We start from the raw sequence: 25,022 nt of genomic DNA on the forward strand, positions 1-25,022 counted from the left end.
GTCCTCCCTCGTTTGTGAACGTGCATTCGTTTATATACGATGCCGGGGTGCCCCGCCGCAAGCAGGTCCCCGACTCCGACGTCCTCGACGTCGCCCTCGACGTGCTGCACACCCGCGGCCCGCAGGCACTGACGTTCGCCGCGCTGGCCGAGGCGAGCGCGCTGGCCCCGGCGACGCTCGTGCAGCGCTTCGGGAGCAAGCCCGCACTGCTGCGCCGGGTGCTGCTGCACGCCTGGGACCGGCTGGAACACCGGACCGCCAGCCTGGCGGCCGAGGTGGACCGCACCCCGGCCGGCGCCGTGACGTTCCTGGTCGGGCTCTCCGCGCAGTACGGCGACCGGATCGACGACTACGCCGACGCGTTGCTGGTCCTGCGCGAGGACCTGATCGACCCGGAGTCCCGCCGCCGGGGTACCGCGTGGCGCGGCGCGCTGGCCGAGGTGCTCGACGCCTGCCTGGGCGGGCCGCCGGGGCTCGGCGACGTCGTCGCCACCTACTGGCAGGGGACGCTCACCTGGTGGGGCTTCGACCCCCGGGAGCCGGTGACCGCCCACGTCGAGCGGGAGCTGACCGGCTTCCTGGACCGGGTGCTCAGCCCTCCGGCAGGTTCTGCACGTGCCGGAAGCCGAACCGGCCCTTGATGCACAGGTGGCCGTGGGCCACCGAGTGGTCGGCCGGGCTGGTCACGTTCACGATCTCGCCCTGCTGGACGTGCAGCTCCAGGTTGCAGCCGACCCCGCAGAACGCGCAGATCGTGGTCGTCACGGTCTCCTCGTCCGGACGCCACCGCCCCGCCTCGCGCCGGTCGTACTCGGCGACCGAGACCAGCGCGCCGGTCGGGCAGACGCCGATGCAGTTCCCGCAGTACACGCAGGCCGACCCGGGCAGCTCGACGTCGTGCTCGGTGGCGATCCGGGCGTCGAACCCGCGGCCGGCCGCGGCGATGGCGAAGGTGAACTGGGCGTCGGTCCCGCAGGCGTTGACGCACTTGTAGCACATGATGCACCGCGAGTAGTCGCGCACGTAGAGGTCGTTGTCGATCTTCACGGGCTGGGCGACGGTGGCCCGGGTGCTGCCGTCGGGCGCCCGGTGGTGCCCGGCGTGGCGGCGGTCCCGCTCCCCCGCCGCGGCGGGCGGTGCCGGTGGCCCGTACCGCTGCGGATCGACGCCGTAGTCCCCCATCCAGCGCTGCACGTCGGCGGACGCCCGGTCCATGTCCACCGACGAGGCCAGCAGCTCCAGCACCATCCTTCGGCTGTGCCGCACCTTCTCGGTGCCGGTCCGCACCTCCATGCCGTCCTCGCAGCGGCGGGCGCACGACGGGACCAGCGCCCGGGAGCCCTCCACCTCCACCACGCAGACCCGGCAGGCGTTGACCGGGTCCATGTTGGGTGCCCAGCACAGGGTCGGGGTGTCGGCCTGCTCCGGTGTCCCCTCGCGGTGCAGCGCCTCCAGGATCGTGGTGCCCTCCGGGACCCGGGCCTCGGTGCCGTCCAGGGTCAGGGTGACCGTGCGCCGGATCGGGCCGAGCAGCACCGGCCCGCCGGCCAGCCGTTCGGCCGGGCCGGGGGCGGATCCCGCCGGATCGGCGACGGTGACCCCGACCGGTCCCCGCCCGGCGGGCGGGCGCAGCTCGGCCGTCCGCTCACCGGCCGCGGGCCCGGGGCCCGGCGTCTCGGTCCCCGGACGTCCGGTCGCCGCGTCGGCCTCCGGAGCGCCGTCGGCCCCGGGGACGCTGGTGGTCGTCATCGCCCGTCCTCCTGGTGTCGGGTGGGCACCGCGATCAGGCCCAGGTCGATCGCCGACGCGACGGCCGACGGGGCGGTCTGGCCGAGCCCGCAGATCGAGGCGTCCCGCATGACCCTGGCCAGGTCGTCGAGCAGGGCCAGCTCGGTCTCCCGGGACCCGATCGGCGCGTCGCGCTCCAGCCGGGCCAGCGCCTCCTCCTGCCGGACGGTGCCCACCCGGCAGGGCACGCACTGCCCGCAGGACTCGTCGCGGAAGAACGCGGCGATCCGGCGCAGCGTCGCGGTGAGGTCGGCGCGGTCGTCGAACACGAGGACGACCCCGGAACCGAGGGTCGCGCCGATGTCGCGGGCGCCCTCCAGGGTGAGCGGGACGTCGAGATCGGCCGGGAGCACGAAACCACCGGCGGCGCCGCCGAGCAGCACGGTGCGCAGCGACCCCCGGACGCCGCCCGCGAGGTCCAGGAGCCGGCGCAGCGTCGTGCCGAAGTCCACCTCGTAGACGCCGGGCGCCGCCACCGCGCCGGAGACGCAGAAGAGCTTCGACCCGGTGGAACGGCCGCCGCCGACCGCGGCGAACGCCTCCCCGCCGATGTTCAGGACCTCGAGGACGTTGTAGAGCGTCTCGACGTTGTTGATCGCCGTGGGCCTGCCGAACAGCCCGACCGAGGCCGGGAACGGCGGCTTGTTCCGGGGCTCCCCGCGGCGGCCCTCGATCGACTCCAGCAGTGCCGTCTCCTCGCCGCAGATGTAGGCGCCCGCGCCGCGCCGCAGGTCGATGTCGAAGGCGAAACCCTCCCCCAGCACGTCCGGCCCGAGGTAGCCGCGGGCACGGGCGGCCGAGATCGCGTCCTGCAGCCGGCGGGTGGCGAGCGGGTACTCGCCGCGCACGTACAGGTGCCCGACGGTCGCGCCGGTGACGAAGCCGGCGATCGTCATCGCCTCGACGAGGCCGAACGGGTCACCCTCCATCAGCACCCGGTCCTTGAACGTGCCCGGCTCGGACTCGTCGGCGTTGCAGACCAGGTGGTGCGGGCGCTCCGGGGACTGCGCGACCCTCTCCCACTTGACGCCGGTCGGGAACGCCGCGCCGCCCCGTCCGGTCAGCGACGAGTCCTTCAGCTCCGCGATCACCCGGCTCGGCCCCAGGTCGACCGCCCGGCGCAGGGCCGCGTAGCCGCCGCGGGACCGGTAGTCGTCGAGCGATCCCGGGTCGACGGTCCCGACCCGGCGCAGCAGCCGCAGCGGCTCGCCGGTGGTGGTCTGCGGGGCCGAGACCGCGGCGTCGGCGAACGCCCGGTCGGCCGCCGCCGCCTGCGCACCGGCCGGGTCGGCCGGTGCGGTCGCCGCCGCGAGCACCACGGACGGCGACGCCGGCGCCTGCGACAGGTCCGGCTCGCCGGCCCGCTGGTGCAGGACCGCCGGTGCCCGCTCGCACAGCCCCAGGCAGGGGCTGCGCACCCAGCAGGCGTCCGGCCGGTCGGTGGCCCCGGCGCCGGCCTCCGGCCCGAGCGCCGCGCCGAGTTCCGCGGCGATCCGTTCGCCGCCGTTCGGCCCGCAGACGACGTCGTCGCACACGTGCACGACCCGCGGGGCCCGCGGCTCCACCGCGAACATGGCGTAGAAGGTCGCGACGCCGTAGACCTCGGCCGGCGGGACCTGCAGGGTCCGCGCGACGTGGTTGAGCGCTCCCTCCGAGAGCCACCCGACGGCGTCGTGCACGGCGTGCAGCACCGGGAGCAGCAGGTGCCGCCGGGACCGCGCGGCGTGCCCGGCGTGCCGGGACCGGGTCGGCCGGTCGTCGGCGGTGAGCCCGGCCGCGGCCGGGGCGTGGAACGCGAAGGCGGCGTCGATCGCCTCCCGCTCGGCCGCGGCGGGCTCGGCCGTGGACAGGTGCAGGTCCATCGGCTACTCCCCGGCGACCGGCGTGCCGCCGGCCACCCGCTCGATCCGCACCGCGGTCGCCTTGAACTCCGAGGTGCCCGACTTCGGGTCCCACGCGTCGTTGGTCAGGACGTTCACGTCGACCTCCTCGGTGAAGTGCGGGGTGAACGAGGCCAGCCCGGGCCGCAGCGACGGGTCCAGCCACACCGGAGCCTCGACCGAGCCGCGCCGGCTGGTCACCCGGACCCGGTCGCCGTCGGCGATGCCGAGGTGCGCGGCGTCGGCGGCGTCCATCCGCAGCGACTCCCTGCGGCGCAGCGGGGAGGAGTAGCCACCGGTCTGGACCCCGGAGTTGTAGGCGTCGAGCAGCCGCACCGTGGTGAGCCGGACCGGGAACTCCGCGGACAGCTCGTCAACCGGTGGGACGTGCGCGACCGGGGTGAACGGTGCCGGCGCGCCGCGCAGGTCCGGATCGGTCTCCCAGAGCCGGGCGTGCATCAGCGGGGTACCCGGGTGCTCCTCGTCCGGGCACGGCCACTGGATGCCGCCGAGCTCGTCGAGCCGGGCGTAGCTCATCCCGTGGTGCCAGTTCAGTGACACCGAGCGCAGCTCGTCCCAGACCTGCTCGGCGGTCGGGGTGCCCCAGTCCTGCCCGAGCCGCCGGGCGATGTCGCCGATGACGTGGGTGTCCGGGCGGGCCAGGCCGGGTGGGTCGAGCGCCTTGCGGACCCGCTGCACCCGCCGCTCGGAGTTGGTGACGGTGCCCTCGTACTCGCACCAGTCCGCGGCCGCGGGCAGCACGACGTCGGCGAGCTCGGCGGTCGCGGTCCGGAAGATGTCCTGCACGACGAGGTTGTCCAGGCCGCGCAGCAGGTTCCGGGCGTGGGTGGCGTTCGCCTCGGACTCGGCCGGGTTCTCCCCGATGCAGTACAGCGCGGTCAGCTCGCGGCGCTCCATGGCCTCGAACATCTCCGACAGGTGCATGCCCTTGGCCGGCGGGATCGGCCGGCCGCGGTAGACCGCCTCGAACCGGGCCCTGGCGTCGTCGTCGGACACGTCGTAGCCGCCGGGCAGCTTCGCCGGGATGGCGCCCATGTCCCCGCCGCCCTGCACGTTGTTCTGCCCGCGCAACGGGACCAGCCCGGAGCCGTAGCGGCCGACGTGGCCGGTCAGCAGGGCCAGGTTGATCAGCGCGAACACGTAGTCGGCGGCGTTGTGGTGCTCGGTGATCCCGAGCGTCCAGCAGATCTGGGCGCGGTCGGCCCGGCCGTAGGCGTGCGCCAGCTCCCGGATCGACGACGCCGGTACGCCGGTGATCTCCTCGGCCCGCTCCAGGGTGTACGGCTCGACGGCCGCGGCGTAGTCGTCGTAGCCGGTGGTGGAACGCTCCACGAAGGTCCGGTTCACCAGCCCGGCCCGGATGATCTCCCGGCCGACGGCGTTGGCGAGCGCGATGTCGGTGCCGACGTCGAGGCCGAGCCAGGAGTCCGCCCAGTGCGCGGTCGAGGTGTGCCGCGGGTCCACCGAGAACATCCGGGCCCCGCGCCGCAGCCCCTGCAGCACGTGGTGGAAGAAGATCGGGTGCGTCTCGCGGGCGTTACTGCCCCACAGGACGAGGAGGTCGGCGTTCTCCGCCTCGACGTAGGAGGAGGTGCCGCCGCCGGCACCGAACACCGCCGTCAGACCGACGACGCTGGGAGCGTGTCAAGTGCGGTTGCAGCTGTCGACGTTGTTGCTGCCCATCACCGCCCTGGCGAACTTCTGGGCGGTGTAGTTCATCTCGTTGGTCGCCTTCGAGCAGCTGAACATGCCGAAGCGCTCGCCGGGCACGTCCCGGAACCCGGCGGCGGCCCGGTCCAGGGCCTCCGGCCAGGAGGCGGGGCGCAGCACGCCGTGCTCGCGGACCAGCGGCTCGGTGAGCCGGACGTGGCGCGGGCGGGAGCCGCGGCGCGTGTGGGGGCGGATGGCGGTCATCGTCGACCTCCGTGGGACGTGGTGGGTCCTCGCGTCGCCCTCACCGTAGCAACGACGAGACCGTCGTCACAGTCCCGGAGGCTCCGCGGCCGGCGCCGTGGCGTGCGCCGGGAGCCGCCACTGCACGGTCGGCAGCAGCGCGGAACGGTCCACCCGGCCGGTGTGCCGCCGGACGAGGTCGAACAGCGAGTCGAGCAGGGTGTCGGCCAGCAGGTGCGGCTGCAGCCCGAGCGCCGGCAGCCCGGTCGACACCACGCGGTAGTGGTGCTCGTCCGCCTCCACCCGCGGGTTGTCGAGATGGACGACCTCGGCGCCGCCGGGATGGGTGCCGGCCACCAGCCGGGCCAGCTCCGCGACCGAGAAGGACTCGGTGAGCTGGTTGAACACCCGGAACTCGCCGCGGTCCGCCGGATTCTCCACGGCGAGCCGGATGCACTCCACGGTGTCCCGGATGTCGATCACGCCGCGGGTCTGGCGGCCGGAGCCGTAGACGGTCAGCGGCTCGCCGAGCACCGCCTGCACGGTGAACCGGTTGAGCACCGTGCCGAACACGGCGTCGTAGTCGAACCGGGTCGCCAGCCGTTCGTCGCGGGCGGTCTGCTCGGTGTGGTGGCCGTACACGACGCCCTGGTTCAGGTCGGTCGCGCGCAGATCCCAGGCGCGGCAGGCGAACTCGATGTTGTGGCTGTCGTGCACCTTGGACAGGTGGTAGAAGCTGCCCGGCCGCTTCGGGAACAGCATCCGGTCGCTGCGCCCGTTGTGCTCGACGGTGAGCCAGCCCTCCTCGATGTCGATGTCCGGCGTCCCGTACTCACCGAGGGTGCCGAGCTTGACCAGGTGGATGTCCGGATCGACCGCACCGATGGCGTAGAGCAGGTTCAGCGTGCCGATGACGTTGTTGTGCTGGGTGTGCACCGCGTGCGCGCGGTCGAGCATCGAGTACGGGGCCGAGCGCTGCTCGGCGTAGTGGACCACCGCGTCCGGGCGGAGGTCCGCGAGCACCTGCTGGACGGCGTCCGCGTCGAGCAGGTCGGTGTGGTGGACCGGGATCCGGGTGCCCGAGACCTCCGCCCAGGCCGCCACCCGCTCCTCCAGGCTGCGGATGGGGACCAGGCTCTCCACCCCGAGCTCCACGTCGTAGCCCCGCCGCACACCGCTGTCGAGCACCGCCACCTCGTGCCCGCGGTCCGACAGGTGCAACGCCGTCGGCCAGCCGAGGTAGCCGTCGCCACCCAGAACGAGAACCTTCATCGACACTCCTCCGGACAGTCGGCCACGTCCGTTTTCTACCCCTTCGGTCGATCATCCGCCGGGCGTCGTGGCGGACCGTGATGTCCCGTTCCCCGTGCGGTGACCGTCCCGCGATACGGCACGATCGGCGTCGTGCTCTGGAGAACGGCCGGATCGGTGCTGGCAGCGGCGTCACTGGTGACCGCGTGGCGGGCCGCCGCCACCGTGGAGCGGGTGCGCAGGATCACGCCGCTGGCCCCCGCCGACGAAACCGGTACGGCGGCGAGCGTGACGGTCGTCGTCCCGGCCCGCAACGAGGCCTCCCGGATCGGCCCCTGCGTGGCGGCGCTGCGCGGACAGACCGGTGCCACGCTGCGCCTTCTCGTCGTCGACGACGACTCCACCGACGGCACCGAGGGCGTCGCCCGCCGGGCGGCCGGTGCGGACCCGCGGGTCCGGGTGGTCCGGGGCACGGGACCGCCCCCCGGCTGGAACGGCAAGGTCGCCGCCCTGCAGGCGGGCCTCGACGCCGACGCCGGCGGCCCGGCGCCGGAGTGGCTGCTCTTCGTCGACGCCGACACCCTGCTGGCCCCCGACGTCCTGGTCCGGCTGGTCGCCACCGCCCGGCGCACCGGTGCGGATCTCGTCTCCGCCGCCGGGACCGCACCGCCGGGCGGCTCGATCGCCTGGCCGCTGCTGATGCCGACCGGCATCGTGTTCATCGGCGAGCACGCCGACCCGGACGGCCGGGGCCGCCGGGCGTTCGCGATCGGCCAGTGCCTGCTGGTCCGGCGCACCGCGCTGGAGCGGGCCGGCGGCTGGGCCGCCCTGCGGGACCGCCGCACCGAAGACGTGCTGCTCGCGACCAGAGTGCGGGACTCCGGTGGACGGACCCGCCTGGTCGACGCGGGCGGGCTGGTGACCACGACCGGCCTGGACCCGTTCCGCGCGGGCTGGGGCTCGTTCCGCAAGACGCTCGTCGCCGCCACCGGCCGTTCCGTCCCGGTGCTGGCCGGGGGCGGGCTCGGGCAGATGCTCCTGTCGCTGGCGCCCCCGGCCGCCGTCGTGCTCGGGATGTGCCGGCGGCGGCCGTGGCCGGTCCTCACCGGGGGTCTCGGCTGGGTGGCCGCCGCGGTGGCGCACGACCGGACGGGCCGGCTGATGCGCGTCCACCGGGCCCCGGCGGCACTGGCGGTACTGGCCCCGCTCGCCGGGGCAGTGTTCGGTGCCGTGCTCGCCGACGGGGCCCGGGTGGTCCTGCGTGGCCGGGCCGGCTGGAAGGGACGCGACCAGTGACCTCAGCCGGTGGCGACCACCTCGTCGCCGGGCACCAGCGGGAACCAGCCCGGCAGCTCCCCGCCGGGCGCCGGGCCCACCGGGCGGACCGGGCCGGGTAGCCGCCCCGCCGTCGCGGCCCGCACGACGCGGGTCCCGGTGGTGTCGTGCAGGGTCACCGCGGGCAGCGGCCGGGCCAGTGCCGCGGCGTACTCCGCCGGCGTGTTGACGTTGGTGAGCGAGTCCAGCCGCGGGTCCAGCCGGGCCAGCACCGGGTCCGCGCGCAGCTCGTCCTCGGTGACCCGGCGCGTCCGGACCCCGGCGAACAACGACGGCGGCCGCCCCCGCCCGGCCGCGGTCAGGTCCGCGATCGGCCCGGCGAGGGCGGTGCGGTACGCCGCGGCCAGCGGCTGGTGGTGGCCGTGCGCGACCGGGAGCACGACGTCGGTGTCCGCGTCGAGACGGTCGAGCATCCGGGCCGCGAAGGCCGGGTGCAGCAGCGGGAGGTCGGTGGACGCGACGAACGCCGCCGGGTGCCCCGGCACGGCGGCGAGGCCGACCCCCACGGCCGGCAGCGGGCCGAGACCGGGGACCGGGTCCTCCCGGACCAGGGTGCCCGGGGGCAGTGCGGGCAGCGCCTGCCCGGCGGCCCGCACGACGACCAGCGGCCCGTCCACCGCCCGGGCCAGCAGGGCCACGATCCGGGTCAGCAGCGCGCTGCCGTGCCAGTCCAGCTCCGCCTTCGGCCGGCCCATCCGCGACGACCGGCCGCCCGCCAGCACGACCGCCGCGGCGGGCCGTCGCTCCCCGTACCCACGCACGGCGGCGAGCCTACGGAGACCCGACCTAGGCTGGGGGGACGGTCACCGCACGCGTGGCGGCCGCGAGGGAGGCAGTGCGATGGGACGGCTCACGGTCCGGCGGCCGGTGCTGAGGATGAACCCGGACGGGAGCACCCGGGCCCGCCCGGACAGCCTCGTCGCCGAGGAACCGCTGGAGCTGCGGGTCGGGGGCCGGGCGTTGACGGTCACCATGCGCACCCCGGGGCACGACGTCGAACTGGCGCACGGCTTCCTGCTCACCGAGGGGGTGATCGGGTCCGGGGCGGACCTGTCCTCGGCGCGGTACTGCGACTCGGTCGACGAGCAGGGCCGCAACACCTACAACGTGCTCGACGTCGACCTCGCCCCCGGCGTCGACCCGCCGGACACCTCGATCGAGCGGAACTTCTACACCACGTCCTCGTGCGGGGTGTGCGGCAAGGCATCGCTGGACGCGGTCCGGCTGCGCACCCGGCACTCCCCCGCCGCCGACCCGCTGCGGATCCCGCGCCGCACCCTGCTGGCGCTGCCGGAGAGGCTGCGGGAGCACCAGAAGGTGTTCGGCTCCACCGGCGGGCTGCACGCCGCGGGCCTGTTCGACGCCGACGGCGGGCTGATCGCCGCCCGCGAGGACGTCGGCCGGCACAACGCCGTCGACAAGGTCCTCGGGCGCACCCTGATGGACGGCCGGATCCCCGCCGCGGGCACCGTGCTGATGGTGTCCGGGCGGGCGTCCTTCGAGCTGGTCCAGAAGGCGGTGATGGCCGGGGTGCCGATGCTGGCCGCGGTGTCGGCGCCGTCGTCGCTGGCGGTCGAGCTGGCCGACGAGTCGGGCATGACCCTGGTCGGGTTCCTGCGCGGGGAGACCGGGAACGTCTACACCGGCGCCGAGCGCGTCGAGCTCTGAGCGGCCCGGCGCCGGGAGCGGCGCCCCGGCCGGGCCACCCAGCCGACCGCCCCGACGACGAGCACGCAGCCGACGGCCTGCCAGACGGTCAGCGTCTCCCCGAGCACCAGCATCCCGAGCAGGACCGACAGCACCGGGTGCAGGAGCAGCAGCGCCGCCGTCGTCCCGGGGGCGAGCCCGGCCGAGCCCCGGCCGATCAGGACCCAGGCGAGCACCTGCCCGGACAGCGCGAGGACGATCAGCCAGGCCCAGGTGTGCGCGGGCAGGTCGACCGCGATGCCCCCGCCCAGCGTGCCGACCGTGCCGCAGGTCACCGCGGCACCCACGGTGGCCAGTGCGACCGGCGTGACCAGGTGCCGCGGGCGCCGGCGGGACGCGGTCCGGTTCAGGTGCAGGAACCCGGCGTAGGCGATCCCGGCGAGCGTGCCGAGCAGCGCGCCGCGCACGGGCTCGGGCCCGCCCGCTCCGGCGCCGAGCACCCCGCCGGCCAGCGCGATCCCGCCGGGCAGGACGGGTGCGGCCAGGACCAGCCGCCGCGGCACCCGGTCCCCCGCGACCATCCACGCGATCAACGGCAGCGCCACGACCTGCACGTTCAGCACGACGTTCGCGATGCCGGACCCGGCGTCGAGCACGGCGCGGGTCCAGAGCAGGAAGTCCGCGCCGAGCAGCACACCGGACAGCAGCGCCCACCCGGCGACCGGGAGCGGCACCCCGCCGAAGCGGCGCTGCTCGGCCAGGGCCCACGGCCCCAGCACGACCAGGGCCAGCACACATCGCCAGAACGACGCCGTCGCCGGATCGGTGTCGGCCAGTGCGACGAGGATGCCGGTCCAGGCGAGGATCGCCGCCCCGGTGAGGAGGATCCCGGCGGAGCGCGGGTCGGTGGTCGTGGTCGTCGGGTGCGCGGTCACGAGCACTACGGTTCCGCATTCAACCACGAAGATCTAATGATTGTTGTTACGCCATACCGATAAGCTGTGCTGCGTGATCGGATGGGAGAGACTGCGGGTGTTCGCGGCCGTCGCCGAGTACGGGTCGGTGGGGGCCGCCGCGGCCGCGCTGCACATCACCGGCCCGGCCGTGACCCAGCAGCTGCGCAAGCTGGAGCGGGAGGCCGGGATCCGGGTGGTCGAACCGGACGGACGCGGCATCCGGCTGACCGCGGCCGGTCACGTGCTGGCCGGACACACCCGGGTGGTCGCCACCGCGGTCGCCGACGCCGAGCGGGATCTCACCTCCCTGCACGACGACGTCGCCGGGCCGGTGCGGATCGGCTCGGTCGCCAGCGCGCTGCGGGCGCTGCTGCCCGACGCGCTGCGGACCCTGGTCTCGACCCATCCCCGGCTGGTCCCGATGGTCGCCGACGGCGAGGGCGTCGGCCTGCTCCCGGAGCTGCGGAGCCGGGACCTGGACGCGGTCCTGCTGGAGAGTTGGACCCAGCATCCCGCCGCGCTGCCGGCCGGGATCCGGGTGACGACGCTGGTCACCGAGCCGGTGATGCTCGCCGTCCCCGCAGCGCACCCGGTGGCCGGGCGGGCGTCGGTGTCGCTGCGTGACCTCGGGGGCCAGGTGTGGGCCTCCTGCCCGGTCGGGACGGAGTCCCACGGGGCACTGCTGCAGCTGATGCGGGCGGCCGGGATCGAGCCGGAGGTGCGCTACCTGTTCGCCGACTTCGCCACCCAGATCGCGCTCGTCCGGGGCGGCCTGGCCGTGGCGCTGGTCCCGGCCATGGCAGTGGTCCCCGGTGGCGACGCCGAGCCCGACGGCGTGCGGTTCGTGCCCTGCCGGCCCGCGGTCGAGCGTTCCCTGGTGCTGGCGACCCGCGAGGGCGACGCCGAGCTCCCCGCGCTGGTCGCGCTCGCCGACGCCCTGCGCACCGTCGCGGCCCGGGTCACGGCGGAACCGGGCGCTCCGGTCCCGCCGTGACCACCGGTCAGGCGAGCAGCTCCCGCACCAGCGGGACGACCTTCGTGCCGTACAGCTCGACCGCGCGCAGCCGCGCGGACACCGGCTGCGGACCGACCGTGTAGATCAGGTCGAACCGCCCCGCACCGACCGCCCGCACCGAGTCGGCGATCTTGCGGGCCACCGTCTCCGGGGAGCCGACGTGCAGCGCGCCGTGCTCCATCTCCGCCTCGGCCCGCTCCCGGGTCATCGGCGGCCAGCCGCGCAGCGCACCGATCCGGTCCATCTGCGCCTTGTAGGGGGCGAAGAAGATCTCCCGCGCCTCGGCGTCGGTGTCGGCGACGAAGCCGGGTGCGTGCATGCCGACCGGCTTCGGTGCGTTCCCGAACTGCTCGACGGCCCGGTGGTAGAGGTCCACGTAGGGGGCGAAGCGGGCCGGCTGCCCGCCGATGATCGCGAGCATCAGGCCGAGATCGTGGTGGGCGGTGCGCACCACCGACTCCGGCGAGCCGCCGACACCCACCCAGACCGGGAGCCGGTGCCCCGTCCGCGGGTACACCTCGGCGCCGTCGAGCCCCGCGCGGGTGGTCCCGTGCCAGGTGACCGGCTGCTCGTCGAGCAGCTTGACGAACAGGTCGAGCTTCTCGTCGAACAGCTTCTCGTAGTCGTCCATCGAGTAGCCGAACAGCGGGAACGACTCGGTGAACGAACCCCGCCCGACGATCACCTCGGCCCGACCGCCGGAGAGCGCGTCGAGCGTCGCGAACCGCTGGTGCACCCGCACCGGGTCGTCCGAGCTGAGCACGGTGACCCCGGAGGAGAGCCGGATCCGCGAGGTCCGGGTGGCGATCCCGGCCAGCACCGTCTCCGGGGTCGAGATCGAGTACTCCGGCCGGTGGTGCTCCCCCAGCGCGACGACGTCGACGCCGGCGCCGTCGGCCAGCACGACCTCGTCGACGACCTGCCGGATGGCCTCCGGGTGGGTCAGCAGCCGGCCGTCGTCACCGGTCGGGACGTCGCCGAAGGTGTCCAGGCCGAACACGATGTCAGTCATACCGCGTGCAACTCCGTTGAGCGTTCAATATTCCAGCAACGGAGGTTTCAGCGGGGACGGGCGTCGAGGTGCCGGAGCAGGTTGGCGGCGAACCGGTCCCCGGTGGCGTCCATCGTCGCCCGCATCGTGCGGGTGACGACCGGGGCCGCCAGCCGGGACAGCGGGAGATCGACGTCGAGCGTCAGGGAGATCTCGAGGTGCGTGCCCGGGACGCCGTCGGTGTCCGGCTCGGCGTCGGCCAGCGCGTAGTACCCCTCGGCGCCCGCCCACTCGGTGACGCCCGACGGCGGGGCGTGCGTGAAGTCGATGCGGGTGCCCTCGGTGAAGGTCATCCGCTCGGTGAACACCGGGCGGATCCCCACCCCCATGACGGCGAGCCGCACCATGTGCCAGCGCCAGTGCTCGCCGTCGGCGTCGATCCGGTGCAGCAGCGGCGTCAGCTGGGGCAGCATGTCCGGATCGGTCAGGACCCGCCACACCGCCGCCCGGTCGGCGGTCACGACCGCCTCCGAGGCGGTGGTGGCGGAGAAGCGGGTCAGGACCCGCCACCCTCGCCGAGCGCGCCACCGGCGGCGGGCGCGTCGTCCCCACCGGCGACCTCCGGCTCGGGCTCGGAGGTGCCGCGGTTCGCCGCCGGGAGCAGCTCCGCCAGCGCCGCCCCCTCGATCCGGCGGAACGTGCGCCGCGGCCGGGCCCGGTCCAGCACCGCGACCTCCAGGGCCTCCGGGCCGAGCACCCGGGGCTGCGCCCCGGCCCCGTTGCCCGGGGTCGCCGGGTCCGCACCGGGCACCTGCAGACCGCCGAGCGCCACCCCGATCGCGGCGTCGAGGTCCAGCCCGCGGGTGTAGGTCTCGCCGAGCTTCGTCGAGATCGGCTCGGTCTGCCCGCCCATCACGACGAACCGCGGCTCGTCGGTGATCGAGCCGTCGTAGGTGATCCGGTAGAGCTGGTCGCCGTCGGAGTCGGTGCCGACCTCGGCCACGCACAGCTCGACCTCGAAGGGCTTCTGCTGCTCGACGAACGCCGTGCCCAGCGCCTGCGCGTAGGCGTTGGCCAGCATCCGGCCGGTCACGTCCCGGCGGTCGTAGGTGAAGCCACGGAAGTCCGCCATCCGGATGCCGCCGGTGCGCAGGTTCTCGAACTCGTTGTACCGGCCGACCGCGGCGAAGCCGATCTTGTCGTAGATCTCGGAGACCTTGTGCAGCGCCGTCGAGCGGTTCTCGGCGACGAACAGCACCCCGTCGGCGTAGGTCAGCACCACGACGCTGCGGCCGCGGGAGATGCCCTTGCGGGCCAGCTCCGACCGGTCGCGCAGCAGCTGGTCGACGGAGGAGTAGAACGGCATCGTCATGGTCTGGTGCTCCAGGGCTCGTGCTCGTGCGGGAGGAGGATCAGCGGGTGGGGCCACCGGGGCGCTCGGTGCGCCCGGCGATCACCTGCTCGACGACGGCGGCCAGCTCGTCCTCGCCGCGGCGGACCGCGCCGTCCGCGGTGATCCCCACGACGACCGGGTAGATCCGCCGCACCGTGTCCGGCCCCCCGGTGGCGGTGTCGTCGTCGGCCGCGTCGTACAGCGCCTCGACCGCGGTCCGCACCGCGCCGTCGAGGTCCGCGGCCGGATCGTGCAGCTTCTTCAGCGACGACTTGGCGAAGACCGAACCCGATCCGACGGCGTGGAAGCCGAGGTTCTCGTCGTAGCGCCCGCCGGTGGGGTCGAACGTGACGATCCGGCCGGCCTTCGCCGGGTCGGCGACCGCCGTGTCGTAGCCGGCGAACAGCGGGACGACGACGAAGCCCTGCATCGCCGCACCCAGGTTCTGCCGGACCATGCCCGCCAGCCGGTTGGCCTTGCCGTCGAGCGAGAGCTGGACGCCCTCGAGCTTCTCGTAGTTCTCCAGGTCCACGCCGAACAGGCGGACCATCTCCAGGGCGATGCCCGCGGAGCCGGCGATGCCGACCGCCGAGTGCGTGTCGGTGACGAACACCTTCTCGATGTCGCGCTGGGCGATCGCGTTGCCCGCGGTCGCCCGCCGGTCACCGGCGATGACGACACCACCGGCGAAGGTGAGGGCGATGATCGTGGTGCCGTGCGGCACCCCGAGCCGGTCGGCGGCGGACCCCGCGGTCCCGTGCGCCGGGACCTGGCCCACGCCCGCACCGGGCATCAGGTGCGGCGCCGTGGCCCCGACGAACTCCGAGAACGACTGCGAGCCGGTGAGGAACGCACCCAGCTGACCCGTGTGGTGACCGGGCACCAGCCCGGGGCTGACCGACGGCCGGAACTCCATCTGCTTCGACGTGCCTTTCGTTCGAGCTGCGTGCACCGGGGCCACCGTCTGCGACGGTCTCCCCGGTACGGCCGGGTCCGCCGGTGCGAACCCGGCCGCGGCGGTACCGGACGGTGCCGGATCGGTGTCAGTGCCGGTGTCAGTGCCGGAGCGGTGTCAGCTCGGCCGCGGTGACCGCACTGCGGTCACTCGCCGCCCTTCTGCACGTAGGACCGGACGAAGTCCTCCGCGTTCTCCTCCAGCACGTCGTCGATCTCGTCGAGGATGGTGTCGACGTCCTCGCCGAGCTTCTCCCGGCGTTCCTGACCCGAGCCGGACGCCTCGTCACCGGACTCGTCGTCGCCGTCGCCACCGCCCTGGCGCTTCGTCTGCTCCTGCGACATGACGTCTCCTCCTCTGCCCCGCCACCTGCGCGCACCGGGCCACGGTGCGTCCTCACCCTACCGACCGGCCCCGACAAATTCGCCCGCAACGAGCCGGTGCGTCCCCGTCCGTACGGGCAGGGGTTCACGACGCGGTGAGCTTGTCCACCAGCTCCTCGGCCGTGGCGACGGCGTCGAACAGCTCGCCGACGTGCGATCGGGTGCCCCGCAACGGCTCCAGGGTCGGGATCCGGACCAGCGACTCGCGGCCCAGGTCGAAGATCACCGAGTCCCAGGACGCCGCCGCGACCTCCACCGGGAACCGGCCCATGCAGGTGCCGCGGAAGTAGGCCCTGGTGTCCTCGGGCGGCTCGGTCATCGCCGCCACGACCTGCTCCTCGGTCACCAGGCGCCGCATCGAGCCGCGGGTCACCAGCCGGTTGTAGAGGCCCTTGGCGAGCCGGACGTCGGAGTACTGCAGGTCCACCATGCCGAGCCGGCCGGACGCCCAGCTCAGCCCGTCGCGCTCACGGTAGGCCTCCAGGAGCTTGAGCTTGGCCGTCCAGTCCAGCCGGTCCGCGGTGAGCATCGGGTCCCGGTCGAGGTCGGCGAGCACCGACTCCCACTCCTCGACGACCTCCCGGGTGTCGGGGTCCCAGTCCGCCCGCTGGACGCCCGCGGTCTGCTCGAGGTGGGCGACGGCCCGGGCCAGGTACTCCTGCTGCAGCTGCAACGCGGTCAGCCGCCGGCCGTCGGCCAGCGGGACCGTGGCCCGCAGCGTCGGGTCGTGGCTGATCCGCGCGACCGACTTCACCGGCTCGGCCAGGCGCAGGTCGTCGAACAACCGCCCGTGCTCGATCATGTCCAGCACCAGCGCGGTGGTGCCGACCTTGAGCAGCGTGGCGATCTCGGACAGGTTCGCGTCGCCGATGATGACGTGCAGGCGCCGGTACTTGTCGGCGTCGGCGTGCGGCTCGTCGCGGGTGTTGATGATGCCGCGCTTGAGGGTGGTCTCCAGCCCGACCTCGACCTCGATGTAGTCCGAGCGCTGGGCGATCTGGTAGCCCGGCTCGTCGCCCTGCTGGCCGATCCCGACCCGGCCGGCACCACACACCACCTGGCGGGAGACGAAGAACGGGGTGAGACCGGTGACGATCGACGGGAACGTGGTCGACCGGGCCATCAGGTAGTTCTCGTGCGAGCCGTAGCTCGCACCCTTGCCGTCGACGTTGTTCTTGTAGAGCTGCATCCGCGGGGCGCCGGGCACCGTCGCGGCCCGGTCGGCGGCCTCCAGCATGACCCGCTCGCCGGCCTTGTCCCAGACCACGACGTCGCGCGGGGTCAGCACCTCGGGGGTGGCGAACTCGGGGTGCGCGTGGTCGACGTAGAAGCGCGCGCCGTTGGTGAGGATGACGTTGGCGGCGCCGAGGTCGTCGAGGTCGGTGTCCATCTGCGGGGCCAGCGACGGGGCGGACAGGTCGAAGCCGCGGGCGTCGCGCAGCGGGGACTCGACCTCGTAGTCCCAGCGGGCCCGCCGGTTGCGCGGTACGTCCGCGGCCGCGGCGTAGGCGAGCACGACCTGGGTGGAGGTGACGACCGGGTTCGCGGTCGGGTCCCCGGGGACCGCGATGCCGTACTCGACCTCGGTGCCCATGATCCGGCGGGCCGTCACGACCGGCCCCCTGCGCGAGACTGCATCCCCCGAGCCTAGCCGCCGGTGCCGGTGCCGCACCCCCGCCGCGCGGTGCCACGGGCGGTGATCGATCATCGACGGGCATGACCGATCCCGCACGCGAGCGCCTCACCGTCTTCGACGCGGCGGGGCGGGCGACCGGCGCCGCCGAGCGCGGCGAGGTGTACGCCCGCTCGCTGTGGCACGCCTCCACCGCCGTCGCGCTGCGCAGTACCGACTCCGAGCGCATCTACGTGCACCGCCGGACCGACACGAAGCTGGTCATGGCCGGACTCTGGGACTGCTGGGCCGGCGGCGTCGTGGGCGAGGGCGAGGATCCCGACGACGGCGCGGTGCGCGAGCTCGGCGAGGAGCTGGGCGTCACCGGGGCCGGGCTGACGAAGCTGTTCGTGCTGCCGTTCGACGCGTCCGCGGTCGGCGTGGACACCGGACCGGGGACCGGCCCGCACGGGCTGCGGTCGCACGTGCACGCCTACCAGGCGTTCCACGACGGCCCGGTCCGCCACCAGGCCTCCGAGGTCGCCGAGGGCGCCTGGTGGACGCTCGACGAGCTGCGCGCCCGGCTCGGCACACCGGAGTACCCGTGGGTGCCCGACGGGCTCTGGATCACCCGTCGCTGGCTCGCGACAGGCGTGGTCTAGTGTCCTGAGTTGTTAAATCGCTGTCGGTTGTTAGGCTGCGGCATGGCGACTCGGGGACCGAAGCCGGCGCGGATCATCCTGACCGACGACGAGCGGTCCCAGCTTGAGTCGTGGGCGCGGCGACGAACCAGCGCGGCCGGGTTGGCCACCCGGAGCAAGATCGTGCTAGGGTGTGTCTCCCAATGCGCGGAGCCAGGTGACGATCGCCTTCAGGACGGCGCCGCCGCGGAAGGTCAGGGCGAGCTTGTCGTAACGGGTGGCCAGCCCGCGCCACTGCTTGACGTGGCAGAACCCGCGCTCGACGACGTTGCGGTTTCGGTAGTCGACCGGATCGAATGCGGGCGGTCGGCCACCGCGTGAGCCCCGTCGTTTGCGGTGTCCCTGCTGGTCAGAGGGCTCCGGAATGACAGCGATGATCCGGCGCTCGCGCAGGTGCCGGCGGATCGCGCGTGAGGAGTAGGCCTTGTCCGCGCGCACGCGTTCGGGCCGGGTCCGGGGTCGTCCCGGGCCCGGTCGGGCGATGCTCAGGCGCGCCATCAGGTGCGGAAACATTGGCGAGTCGCCGCCCTGGCCGGGGCCGAGGAGGACCACCAGCGGGCGGCCGTGCCCGTCAACGAGCTGGTGGATCTTCGTCGACAGCCCTCCGCGGGACCGTCCCAGCGCGTGATCTGCTGGTTCGGCGAGCAGATTCGTGTAGTTCGATCCGGCCCCCTGTGTCGCGCTTGAGGGTCGCGGCGTGCTGGTGGGCACGGATGATCGTGGAGTCCACGCTGACCGCCCACCCGAGCACCTCGGCGGCGTCGGCCTCGACCAGAAGAGCAGCCAGGATGTGGTCCCAGGTGCCGTCGCCGCTGTAGCGGCGGTGCCGCTTCCACAACGTCTGCCACGGCCCGAACTCGGCTGGGACGTCGCGCCAGGGAAGCCCGCACCGATACCGGTAGATGATCCCCTCGAGCACCCGGCGGTCATCGCGGAACGGGCACCCGCGACGACCCTCGGAGGAGGGCAACAGCGGCGCCAGACGGGCCCACTGGACATCAGTCAGGACAGCGGTACGCGGCACCGATCAAGCATCGCGCACCCCGCTCCGCCTATCTGGGAGACACGCCCTAGGGGAGTCCTGGTGAGGTGACGGGGAGTCGGACCGCCACGACGTGCCCGCGGCCCACCGCGTCGGAGAGGTGGGCCGCGGAGGCGGTCACGCAGACGATCAGGTGGTTGCGCTGGGAACGTACGGCCGCGCCCCAGCCGGATAGGACTGCCGGACCGACGTCGCCGTCGTAGAGCAGCTCTCCGGCGGTGCCGATCGCGATCCGACCATCGGAGTCCGGCCCGCGAACGCCCCATCCGGATGGGCAGGGCAGCGCGCGCAGCGTCGCCAACTCCGTGTCGGCTAGGGCGTGTCTCCCATATGGGTGTCCGGACTGCCGGCAGGATGAGCCGGTGAGTTCGTCGAGGTTCGCGCTGCTCTCGGATGCTCAGTGGCAGTTGATCGGGCCGCTGCTGCCCTCCAACGCCGGGCGGCGTGGGCACCCGTTCGGCGAGGATCGCCGCGTGGTGGAGGGGATCATCTTCCGATACCGAACCGGGATCCCCTGGCGAGATCTGCCGCGGGAGCAGTTCGGGCCCTGGCAAACGGTGTGGAAGCGACACCGCCGCTACGCCGCTGACGGCACCTGGGACACCGTGCTGGCCGCACTGTTGGCCCAGGCCGACGCCAAGGGCGAGATCGACTGGACGGTGTTGACAGGTGTCGGTGGACGCCACGATCAACCGGGCGCACCAGCACGCCACGAACACCACCCGCCCCGAGCAGGACACAGGGGGCACGGTCGAACTACACGAAATCCCCTGACGGGTTCATGCCCAGCCCGCTCGGCGGACCGCGAGAACCCGCAGGTCACGGCATCGGCCGTTCCCGTGGCGGGCTGACGACGAAGATCCATGCCGCGGTCGACCGGCGGGGCCGGCCGCTGGCGGTGGTGGTGACCGGCGGGCAGCGCAACGACGGCGCCATGCTCGAGCAGGTCCTGGCCGACATCCGCGTCCCCCGCCTCGGCGCGGGACGGTCCCGCACCCGACCCGACGCCGTGGTGGCCGACCGGGCCTACTCATCCGGGGTCAACCGGCGCGCACTGGCCCGCCGCTCGATCACCACCGTCATCCCGCAGAAACGCGACGAGATCGCCGCCCGCAAACGCCGCGGCTCCCTCGGCGGCAGACCACCCGGACTCGACGTTGAGACCTACAAGGGCCGCAACGTCGTGGAACGCCACTTCGCCCTGACCAAGCAGTGGCGCGGGCTGGCCACCCGCTACGACAAACTCGCCATCACCTATCGCGCCGCCACCGTCCTCAGCGCCTGCATCACCTGGTCACGCCTATTGGGAGACATGCCCTAGCTGCCGCCGAGGGTAGGTCGAACACCGAGGTCGCGGCCTGGTTGGGGGTGTCGCGACCGACGGTGACGACGTGGCGGTCCCGTTTTGCCGAGCACCGCCTCGACGGGTTGGTCGACGAGCCGCGGCCGGGGCGTCCGCGCACGGTCACCGACGAGCAGGTCGAGCGCCTGGTCGTGCTGACCTTGGAGACGACACCGGCGGATGCGACTCACTGGTCGACCCGCTCGATGGCAGCCCACCTAGGCATGTCGCAGACGACGGTGTCGCGGGTGTGGCGGGCGTTCGGACTGGCGCCCCACAAGACCGACTCCTGGAAGCTGTCGAAAGATCCGTTGTTCGTGGACAAGGTCCGCGACGTCGTCGGTCTCTACCTCGACCCGCCCGAACGCGCGCTGGTGCTGTGTGTGGACGAGAAGACCCAGATCCAGGCTCTCGATCGCACCCAGCCCGTCTTTCCGATGCTGCCCGGCAGCCCGGCGCGGGCCAGCCACGACTACGTCCGCAACGGCACCTCGAGCCTCTACGCCGCCCTCGACATCACCACCGGCAAGGTCATCGGCTCCCTGCACGCCCGCCATCGGGCGGTCGAGTTCGGCAAGTTCCTGCGCACCCTCGACCGCGAAGTCCCCGCCGAGCTCGACGTGCACCTGGTGCTGGACAACGCCTCCACCCACAAGACCCCGGCGATCCGCCGCTGGCTGGCCGCTCACCCGCGGTTCGTCCTGCACTTCACCCCGACCAGTTCGTCATGGCTCAATCTCGTCGAGCGCTGGTTCGCCGAGCTGACCACGAAGAAGCTGCGGCGTTCCACCCACCGCTCGGTCCGCGCGCTCAACGCCGACGTCCGAGCCTGGATCAAGACCTGGAACGACGATCCCAAGCCCTACGTCTGGACCAAAACCGCCGACGAGATCCTCGACAGCGTCGCTCACTACTGCAAACGAATCACTGACTCAGGACACTAGAGTCCCGTCCCGACGCATTTACCCTGAAGTAACCCAGATCACCCACAGCGGTGTCTGGATCGGTACACCGTCGGCGGGTCGCGTGCCGCCCCGCCCGATCGGGCGCACGGTGTCGTGACCCGTCCGAACGCCCCCCACCACGCCCCAGACAGGCTCAGGAGTACCCATGGTCAGCATCTCGGTCTCGGCCCGCTCGCTCGCCGCCGCCCGGCTGATCGATCCGGACGTGAACACCGCGGCCGTGCAGGCCGCGGTGGAGGCGGCACTGGCCGCGGAGCGTCAGGAGCAGCGGAGCACCGAGCGACCGGCCGGGCGGCGCGAGCACACCGCCCGCCGCGAGCCGGACGCCCGCTCGGACTGAGCGCGGCCCGCGGCCAGCACCCCGTTCCGGCCGGGCCGGAGCGGGGACCCCGGGCCGGGGCCCCCGCGGACCGTCAGAAGTTGATCATGTGGCCGGCCAGGCCGTGGATCGCCTCCTGCAGGCACTCCGACAGGGTCGGGTGGGCGTGCACGTTGCGCGCCATCTCGTGCACGGTCAGGTCCCACTTCTGCGCCAGCGTCAGCTCCGGCAGCAGCTCGGTCGCCTCGGCGCCGATGATGTGCCCGCCCAGCAACTCGCCGTAGGTGTCGTCGGCGATCAGCTTGACGAAGCCGGCGGGCTCGGCCATGCCGTGCGCCTTGCCGTTCGCGGTGAACGGGAAGGTGGCGACGTTGACCTTCCACCCCTTCTCGTCGGCCAGGTCACGGGCCTCGGCCTCGGTGTAGCCGAACGACGCGACCTGCGGGTTGCAGAAGGTCGCCCGCGGCATCATCTTGTAGTCGAGTTCCTGGGTCTCGGCGCCGGCCATCGTCTCGGCGGCGACGATGCCCTGCGCCTCGGCGACGTGGGCCAGCATCAGCTTCGCGGTGACGTCACCGATCGCGTAGACGTGGTCGACGCTGGTGCGCATCCGCTCGTCGATCTCGATCGCGCCGCGCTCGGTCAGCTTGACGTCGAGCTTGTCGAGGCCGTAGCCGTCGACCCGCGGGGCGAAGCCGATCGCCTGGACGACCTTGTCGGCCCGCAGGTCCTCGTTCCCCTTCGAGGAGGAGACCGAGACGGTGACGCCCTTGCCGTCGTCGGTGATGGACTCCACCTTGGTCGAGGTCCGCACCGTGACGCCGAGCTTCTTGTAGGCCTTCAGCAGCTCCTTGGACACGTCCGCGTCCTCCAGCGGGAGCAGCCGGTCCAGGTACTCGACGATGGTGACGTCGACGCCGTAGTTGGCCAGCACGAACGCGAACTCGACGCCGATCGCCCCGGCGCCGGCGATGATCACGCTCTCCGGCAGCTCACGGGTGAGGATCTGCTCCTCGTAGGTCACCACGCGCTCGGACAGCTCGGTGCCCGGCAGCAGCTTCACCGTGGAGCCCGCCGCGATGATCACGTCGTCGTAGGTGACGGTCTCGCTGCCGCCCTTCGACAGCTCGACCTCGATCTCGCCCGGCTTGGTGAACCGGCCGAACCCGTCGAGCTCGGTGATCTTGTTCTTCTTCATCAGGAAGTGGACGCCCTTGACCCGGCCGTCCGCGACGGTCCGGCTCCGGTCGAAGGCGGCACCGAAGTCCAGCGAGACCTCGCCGGAGAGGCCGAAGGTCTTCTGCTCCTTGGTCACGATGTGGGCGATCTCCGCGTTGCGCAGCAGCGCCTTGGACGGGATGCAGCCCACGTTGAGGCAGACGCCGCCCCAGTACTTCTCCTCGATCACCGCCACACTGCGGCCGAGCTGGGCGGCACGAATGGCCGCCACGTATCCACCGGGTCCGGCACCGAGCACGACGACGTCGAAATGAGGCATGCGCCCAGCCTAGGACGCCCGTGCCGGACCCGGGCCGTCCGGTCCTGCGTCCCCGGTCACCGGCCACTCCGCCGCACCGGACAGGTGTGTGACCATCGCCTCGCACGCCGCCCGCAGGCCCTGCTGCTGGGCCGGAGTCAGGCCGTCGAACACGGCCTCCCGGACGCTCTCGACGTGGTCCGGCGCGGCCGCCGCCAGCACCGCGAACCCGGCGTCGGTCAGGTGGGCCAGCTGCCCGCGGCGGTCGGTGGGGCACGAGCGGCGATCGATCCAGCCGGACTCCTCCATCCGGGCCACCGCGTGCGACACGCGACTGCGCGAGGCCAGCGCCGAGTCGGCGAGCACGCTCATCCGCAGCGTCCGGTCCGGGGCCTCGGAGAGTCGGACCAGGATCTCGTAGTACGCCTGCGGCATCCCGGCACTGCTCTGCAGCCGGCGCTCGACCTTGTCGGAGACCAGTCGCTGGGCCGCGAGGAAGGCCCGCCAGGTCGCCTGCTCGTCGTCGTCGAGCCACCGAGTGTGGGCCACGTCACCCTCCGGAATGATTGAGTGCTCACCTTGTTGGCCCTAGTGTCGCTCTCAATCAATGAGAGTTCAACTATTTCTCGGAGGAAACATCATGACCGCCGCCACGAAGATCCCCGGCTACGTCGCGGGCACCTGGGACATCGACCCGGTGCACTCCGACGTCTCGTTCGTCGTCCGCCACATGATGGTCAGCAAGGTGCGGGGCCGCTTCGAGCAGGTCACCGGCGAGCTCGTCACCGCCGACGCCCTGGAGGACTCGACCGTCACCGCCACCGTCGACGCCTCCTCCATCACCACCGGCAACGAGCAGCGGGACGGCCACATCCGCTCCGCAGACTTCTTCGAGGTCGAGAAGTACCCGGAGTGGAGCTTCCGGTCCACCGGGCTCGCCGCCAAGGGCGACGACTTCGTGCTCACCGGTGACCTGACCATCAAGGGTGCGACCAAGCCCGTCGAGTTCGCCCTCGAGCTGAACGGCTTCGGCCCGGACGCCTGGGGCGGCACCCGCGCCGGCTTCACGGCGACCACCACCATCAAGCGGTCCGACTTCGGTGTCGACATCGCCCTGCCGATGGACGGCGGCGGCGCCGTCGTCAGCGAGAAGGTCGGTATCGAGCTGGAGATCCAGGCCGTCCTGCGCGCCTCCTGACCTCCGCACCTCCCCGGGAGCCCCGGTCCGCGTCCTGCGGCCGGGGCTCCGGCGCGTCGTAGGCTCGCCGGATGTCGGGCTACCGCGAGCTCCCGCCCACCGGGGCGGCCGCCGGGCTCGTCGAGTGCGCCTGGCAGGGGTGGAGCGACCATCCCGGCAGCCGGCGCGTGCTGCCCGACGGCTGCATGGACCTGCTGCTGCACGACGGCCGGTTGACCGTCGCGGGCCCGGACACCGCCGCCCACCTGGCGAGCGGACCGGCCGGGGCGCTCACCACCGGACTGCGCTTCCGTCCCGGCGCGTTGCCCGCCCTGCTCGGGACACCGGCGGCGGCGCTGCGCGACCTGCGGGTCCCGCTGTCCGACGTGCTCCCGGGGGCGCTGCCCGGTGACCTGGTGGGGGCGCTCGAGGCCACGGCCTGCACGGTCGGCGACGCGGGCGCGCCGGGCCCCGGGGCCCCGCGACTGCTGCTCGCGGTCGCCGCCGCCCTGTGGCGCTCGGGCGCCCGCCACCCGCTGCCGGCGCCGCTCCCCCGTCCCGCACTGCGTGCGCTGGCGCGCGGCGCCTCCGCCGCGGACCTGGCCGAGGACCTCGGCGTCACGTCGCGCACCCTGCACCGGCACTGCCTGGCGACGCTCGGGTACGGGCCGTCGACGGCGCGCCGGATCCTGCGGTTCCGCACGGCGAGCGCGCTGCTATTCGACGGGATCGCCCCCGCCGAGGTCGCCGCCCGTGCCGGGTACGCCGACCAGCCGCACCTGTCCCGCGAGGTGCGGGCCCTCACCGGCGCCTCCCCCGCCACCCTCTACGCCGCACCGCCGCCGCGCTGACGGCGCCGGGCCGGGCGCCCCGGCCCCC

At 73.4% G+C, this 25,022-nt stretch carries 25 protein-coding genes and 1 pseudogene; 10 read left to right on the forward strand and 16 right to left on the reverse strand.

Annotation, left to right across the window (positions count from 1 at the left end; all coding sequences use genetic code 11):
• Positions 1-47: 47 nt before the first annotated feature.
• The gene (locus tag AFB00_RS25970; protein WP_068799363.1) at positions 48-641 is read left to right on the forward strand and encodes a TetR family transcriptional regulator; all 594 of its coding nucleotides are present in this window, start codon (positions 48-50) and stop codon (positions 639-641) included.
• Here the strand turns inward: AFB00_RS25970 and AFB00_RS25975 are convergent.
• From AFB00_RS25975 to AFB00_RS25990, 4 genes are all read right to left on the reverse strand, one after another.
• Positions 592-1,749, reverse strand: coding sequence for a 2Fe-2S iron-sulfur cluster-binding protein (locus AFB00_RS25975; RefSeq protein WP_231974080.1), 1,158 nt, complete (start codon positions 1,747-1,749; stop codon positions 592-594). The two genes, AFB00_RS25970 and AFB00_RS25975, sit on opposite strands and share 50 nt — an antisense overlap.
• Positions 1,746-3,650: an NAD(P)H-dependent oxidoreductase subunit E gene (locus AFB00_RS25980; RefSeq protein WP_068799364.1), complete on the reverse strand. Its 1,905-nt coding sequence runs from the start codon at positions 3,648-3,650 to the stop codon at positions 1,746-1,748. Before AFB00_RS25980 ends, AFB00_RS25975 begins: the two co-directional genes overlap by 4 nt.
• 3 nt (positions 3,651-3,653) lie before the next feature.
• Entirely contained in the window at positions 3,654-5,603 is a 1,950-nt protein-coding gene (locus AFB00_RS25985; protein ID WP_083275834.1) for a molybdopterin oxidoreductase family protein, read from the reverse strand.
• Between the two features lie 66 nt (positions 5,604-5,669).
• Positions 5,670-6,854, reverse strand: a complete 1,185-nt coding sequence (locus AFB00_RS25990; RefSeq protein ID WP_068800673.1) for an NAD-dependent epimerase/dehydratase family protein — start codon at positions 6,852-6,854, stop codon at positions 5,670-5,672.
• A gap of 132 nt (positions 6,855-6,986) precedes the next feature.
• Between AFB00_RS25990 and AFB00_RS25995 the strand changes: the two genes are divergently transcribed.
• Complete coding sequence (locus tag AFB00_RS25995) at positions 6,987-8,129, forward strand: glycosyltransferase family 2 protein (RefSeq protein ID WP_231974081.1); 1,143 nt, start codon at positions 6,987-6,989, stop codon at positions 8,127-8,129.
• A 2-nt stretch (positions 8,130-8,131) separates the two neighbouring features.
• Here the strand turns inward: AFB00_RS25995 and AFB00_RS26000 are convergent, their stop codons facing one another.
• Positions 8,132-8,929: a molybdenum cofactor guanylyltransferase gene (locus AFB00_RS26000; protein WP_068799365.1), complete on the reverse strand. Its 798-nt coding sequence runs from the start codon at positions 8,927-8,929 to the stop codon at positions 8,132-8,134.
• A 79-nt stretch (positions 8,930-9,008) separates the two neighbouring features.
• On the opposite strand from AFB00_RS26000, the gene fdhD reads away from it, so the two are divergent.
• The gene (gene fdhD, locus AFB00_RS26005) at positions 9,009-9,836 is read left to right on the forward strand and encodes a formate dehydrogenase accessory sulfurtransferase FdhD (protein WP_068799366.1); all 828 of its coding nucleotides are present in this window, start codon (positions 9,009-9,011) and stop codon (positions 9,834-9,836) included.
• Here fdhD and AFB00_RS26010 read toward each other — a convergent pair.
• Positions 9,806-10,750 (reverse strand): DMT family transporter, encoded by a 945-nt coding sequence (locus AFB00_RS26010; protein ID WP_156819724.1) that lies wholly within the window; start codon positions 10,748-10,750, stop codon positions 9,806-9,808. The genes fdhD and AFB00_RS26010 overlap by 31 nt on opposite strands.
• Positions 10,751-10,823: 73 nt before the next feature.
• Between AFB00_RS26010 and AFB00_RS26015 the strand changes: the two genes are divergently transcribed.
• Positions 10,824-11,765, forward strand: a complete 942-nt coding sequence (locus AFB00_RS26015; protein ID WP_068799368.1) for a LysR family transcriptional regulator — start codon at positions 10,824-10,826, stop codon at positions 11,763-11,765.
• A 7-nt stretch (positions 11,766-11,772) separates the two neighbouring features.
• On the opposite strand, the gene AFB00_RS26020 is transcribed toward AFB00_RS26015, so the two are convergent.
• From AFB00_RS26020 to dop, 6 genes are all read right to left on the reverse strand, one after another.
• The gene (locus AFB00_RS26020) at positions 11,773-12,798 is read right to left on the reverse strand and encodes an LLM class flavin-dependent oxidoreductase (protein ID WP_068799369.1); all 1,026 of its coding nucleotides are present in this window, start codon (positions 12,796-12,798) and stop codon (positions 11,773-11,775) included.
• Positions 12,799-12,845: 47 nt separating this feature from the next.
• The gene (locus AFB00_RS26025; protein ID WP_068799370.1) at positions 12,846-13,298 is read right to left on the reverse strand and encodes an SRPBCC family protein; all 453 of its coding nucleotides are present in this window, start codon (positions 13,296-13,298) and stop codon (positions 12,846-12,848) included.
• Between the two features lie 35 nt (positions 13,299-13,333).
• Positions 13,334-14,149, reverse strand: a complete 816-nt coding sequence (gene prcA / locus AFB00_RS26030; RefSeq protein ID WP_068799371.1) for a proteasome subunit alpha — start codon at positions 14,147-14,149, stop codon at positions 13,334-13,336.
• Between the two features lie 40 nt (positions 14,150-14,189).
• Positions 14,190-15,086 (reverse strand): proteasome subunit beta, encoded by an 897-nt coding sequence (gene prcB, locus AFB00_RS26035; RefSeq protein WP_083275836.1) that lies wholly within the window; start codon positions 15,084-15,086, stop codon positions 14,190-14,192.
• Positions 15,087-15,271: 185 nt separating this feature from the next.
• Entirely contained in the window at positions 15,272-15,469 is a 198-nt protein-coding gene (locus AFB00_RS26040) for a ubiquitin-like protein Pup (protein WP_068799372.1), read from the reverse strand.
• Between the two features lie 124 nt (positions 15,470-15,593).
• Positions 15,594-17,102, reverse strand: coding sequence for a depupylase/deamidase Dop (gene dop / locus AFB00_RS26045; protein WP_068800676.1), 1,509 nt, complete (start codon positions 17,100-17,102; stop codon positions 15,594-15,596).
• A gap of 122 nt (positions 17,103-17,224) precedes the next feature.
• Here dop and AFB00_RS26050 point away from each other — a divergent pair, with 122 nt between their 5' ends.
• Entirely contained in the window at positions 17,225-17,782 is a 558-nt protein-coding gene (locus AFB00_RS26050) for an NUDIX hydrolase (RefSeq protein ID WP_068799373.1), read from the forward strand.
• A gap of 165 nt (positions 17,783-17,947) precedes the next feature.
• On the opposite strand, the gene AFB00_RS36455 is transcribed toward AFB00_RS26050, so the two are convergent.
• Together AFB00_RS36455 and AFB00_RS36460 are read right to left on the reverse strand one after the other, a co-directional pair.
• Positions 17,948-18,469, reverse strand: coding sequence for an IS5 family transposase (locus AFB00_RS36455; protein ID WP_442965875.1), 522 nt, complete (start codon positions 18,467-18,469; stop codon positions 17,948-17,950).
• Positions 18,393-18,845: an IS5 family transposase gene (locus AFB00_RS36460; protein ID WP_083276061.1), complete on the reverse strand. Its 453-nt coding sequence runs from the start codon at positions 18,843-18,845 to the stop codon at positions 18,393-18,395. Before AFB00_RS36460 ends, AFB00_RS36455 begins: the two co-directional genes overlap by 77 nt.
• A gap of 401 nt (positions 18,846-19,246) precedes the next feature.
• On the opposite strand from AFB00_RS36460, the pseudogene AFB00_RS36465 reads away from it, so the two are divergent.
• The 3 genes and pseudogenes from AFB00_RS36465 to AFB00_RS26070 all read left to right on the forward strand — a co-directional run bounded on the left by AFB00_RS36465 (position 19,247) and on the right by AFB00_RS26070 (position 21,510).
• A pseudogene (locus AFB00_RS36465) lies at positions 19,247-20,184 on the forward strand (IS5 family transposase).
• Positions 20,076-21,149, forward strand: coding sequence for an IS630 family transposase (locus AFB00_RS26065; protein WP_156819725.1), 1,074 nt, complete (start codon positions 20,076-20,078; stop codon positions 21,147-21,149). The pseudogene AFB00_RS36465 and the gene AFB00_RS26065 overlap by 109 nt, the downstream one beginning before the upstream one ends.
• Positions 21,150-21,315: 166 nt before the next feature.
• On the forward strand, positions 21,316-21,510 hold the full coding sequence (locus tag AFB00_RS26070) for a hypothetical protein (protein WP_068799374.1): 195 nt from the start codon (positions 21,316-21,318) through the stop codon (positions 21,508-21,510).
• Between the two features lie 73 nt (positions 21,511-21,583).
• Here AFB00_RS26070 and lpdA read toward each other — a convergent pair whose 3' ends face one another.
• Both lpdA and AFB00_RS26080 read right to left on the reverse strand, forming a co-directional pair.
• Positions 21,584-22,987 carry a dihydrolipoyl dehydrogenase gene (gene lpdA / locus AFB00_RS26075; protein WP_068799375.1) on the reverse strand — a complete coding sequence of 468 codons (1,404 nt, stop codon included), beginning with the start codon at positions 22,985-22,987 and terminating at the stop codon, positions 21,584-21,586.
• 9 nt (positions 22,988-22,996) lie between these two features.
• Positions 22,997-23,515, reverse strand: coding sequence for a MarR family winged helix-turn-helix transcriptional regulator (locus AFB00_RS26080; protein WP_068799376.1), 519 nt, complete (start codon positions 23,513-23,515; stop codon positions 22,997-22,999).
• A 91-nt stretch (positions 23,516-23,606) separates the two neighbouring features.
• On the opposite strand from AFB00_RS26080, the gene AFB00_RS26085 reads away from it, so the two are divergent.
• On the forward strand, positions 23,607-24,164 hold the full coding sequence (locus AFB00_RS26085; protein ID WP_068799377.1) for a YceI family protein: 558 nt from the start codon (positions 23,607-23,609) through the stop codon (positions 24,162-24,164).
• 71 nt (positions 24,165-24,235) lie between these two features.
• Positions 24,236-24,994 (forward strand): helix-turn-helix domain-containing protein, encoded by a 759-nt coding sequence (locus tag AFB00_RS26090; protein ID WP_068799378.1) that lies wholly within the window; start codon positions 24,236-24,238, stop codon positions 24,992-24,994.
• Positions 24,995-25,022: the final 28 nt, after the last annotated feature.

The organism is Pseudonocardia sp. HH130630-07, from assembly GCF_001698125.1.
GTDB lineage: Bacteria > Actinomycetota > Actinomycetes > Mycobacteriales > Pseudonocardiaceae > Pseudonocardia.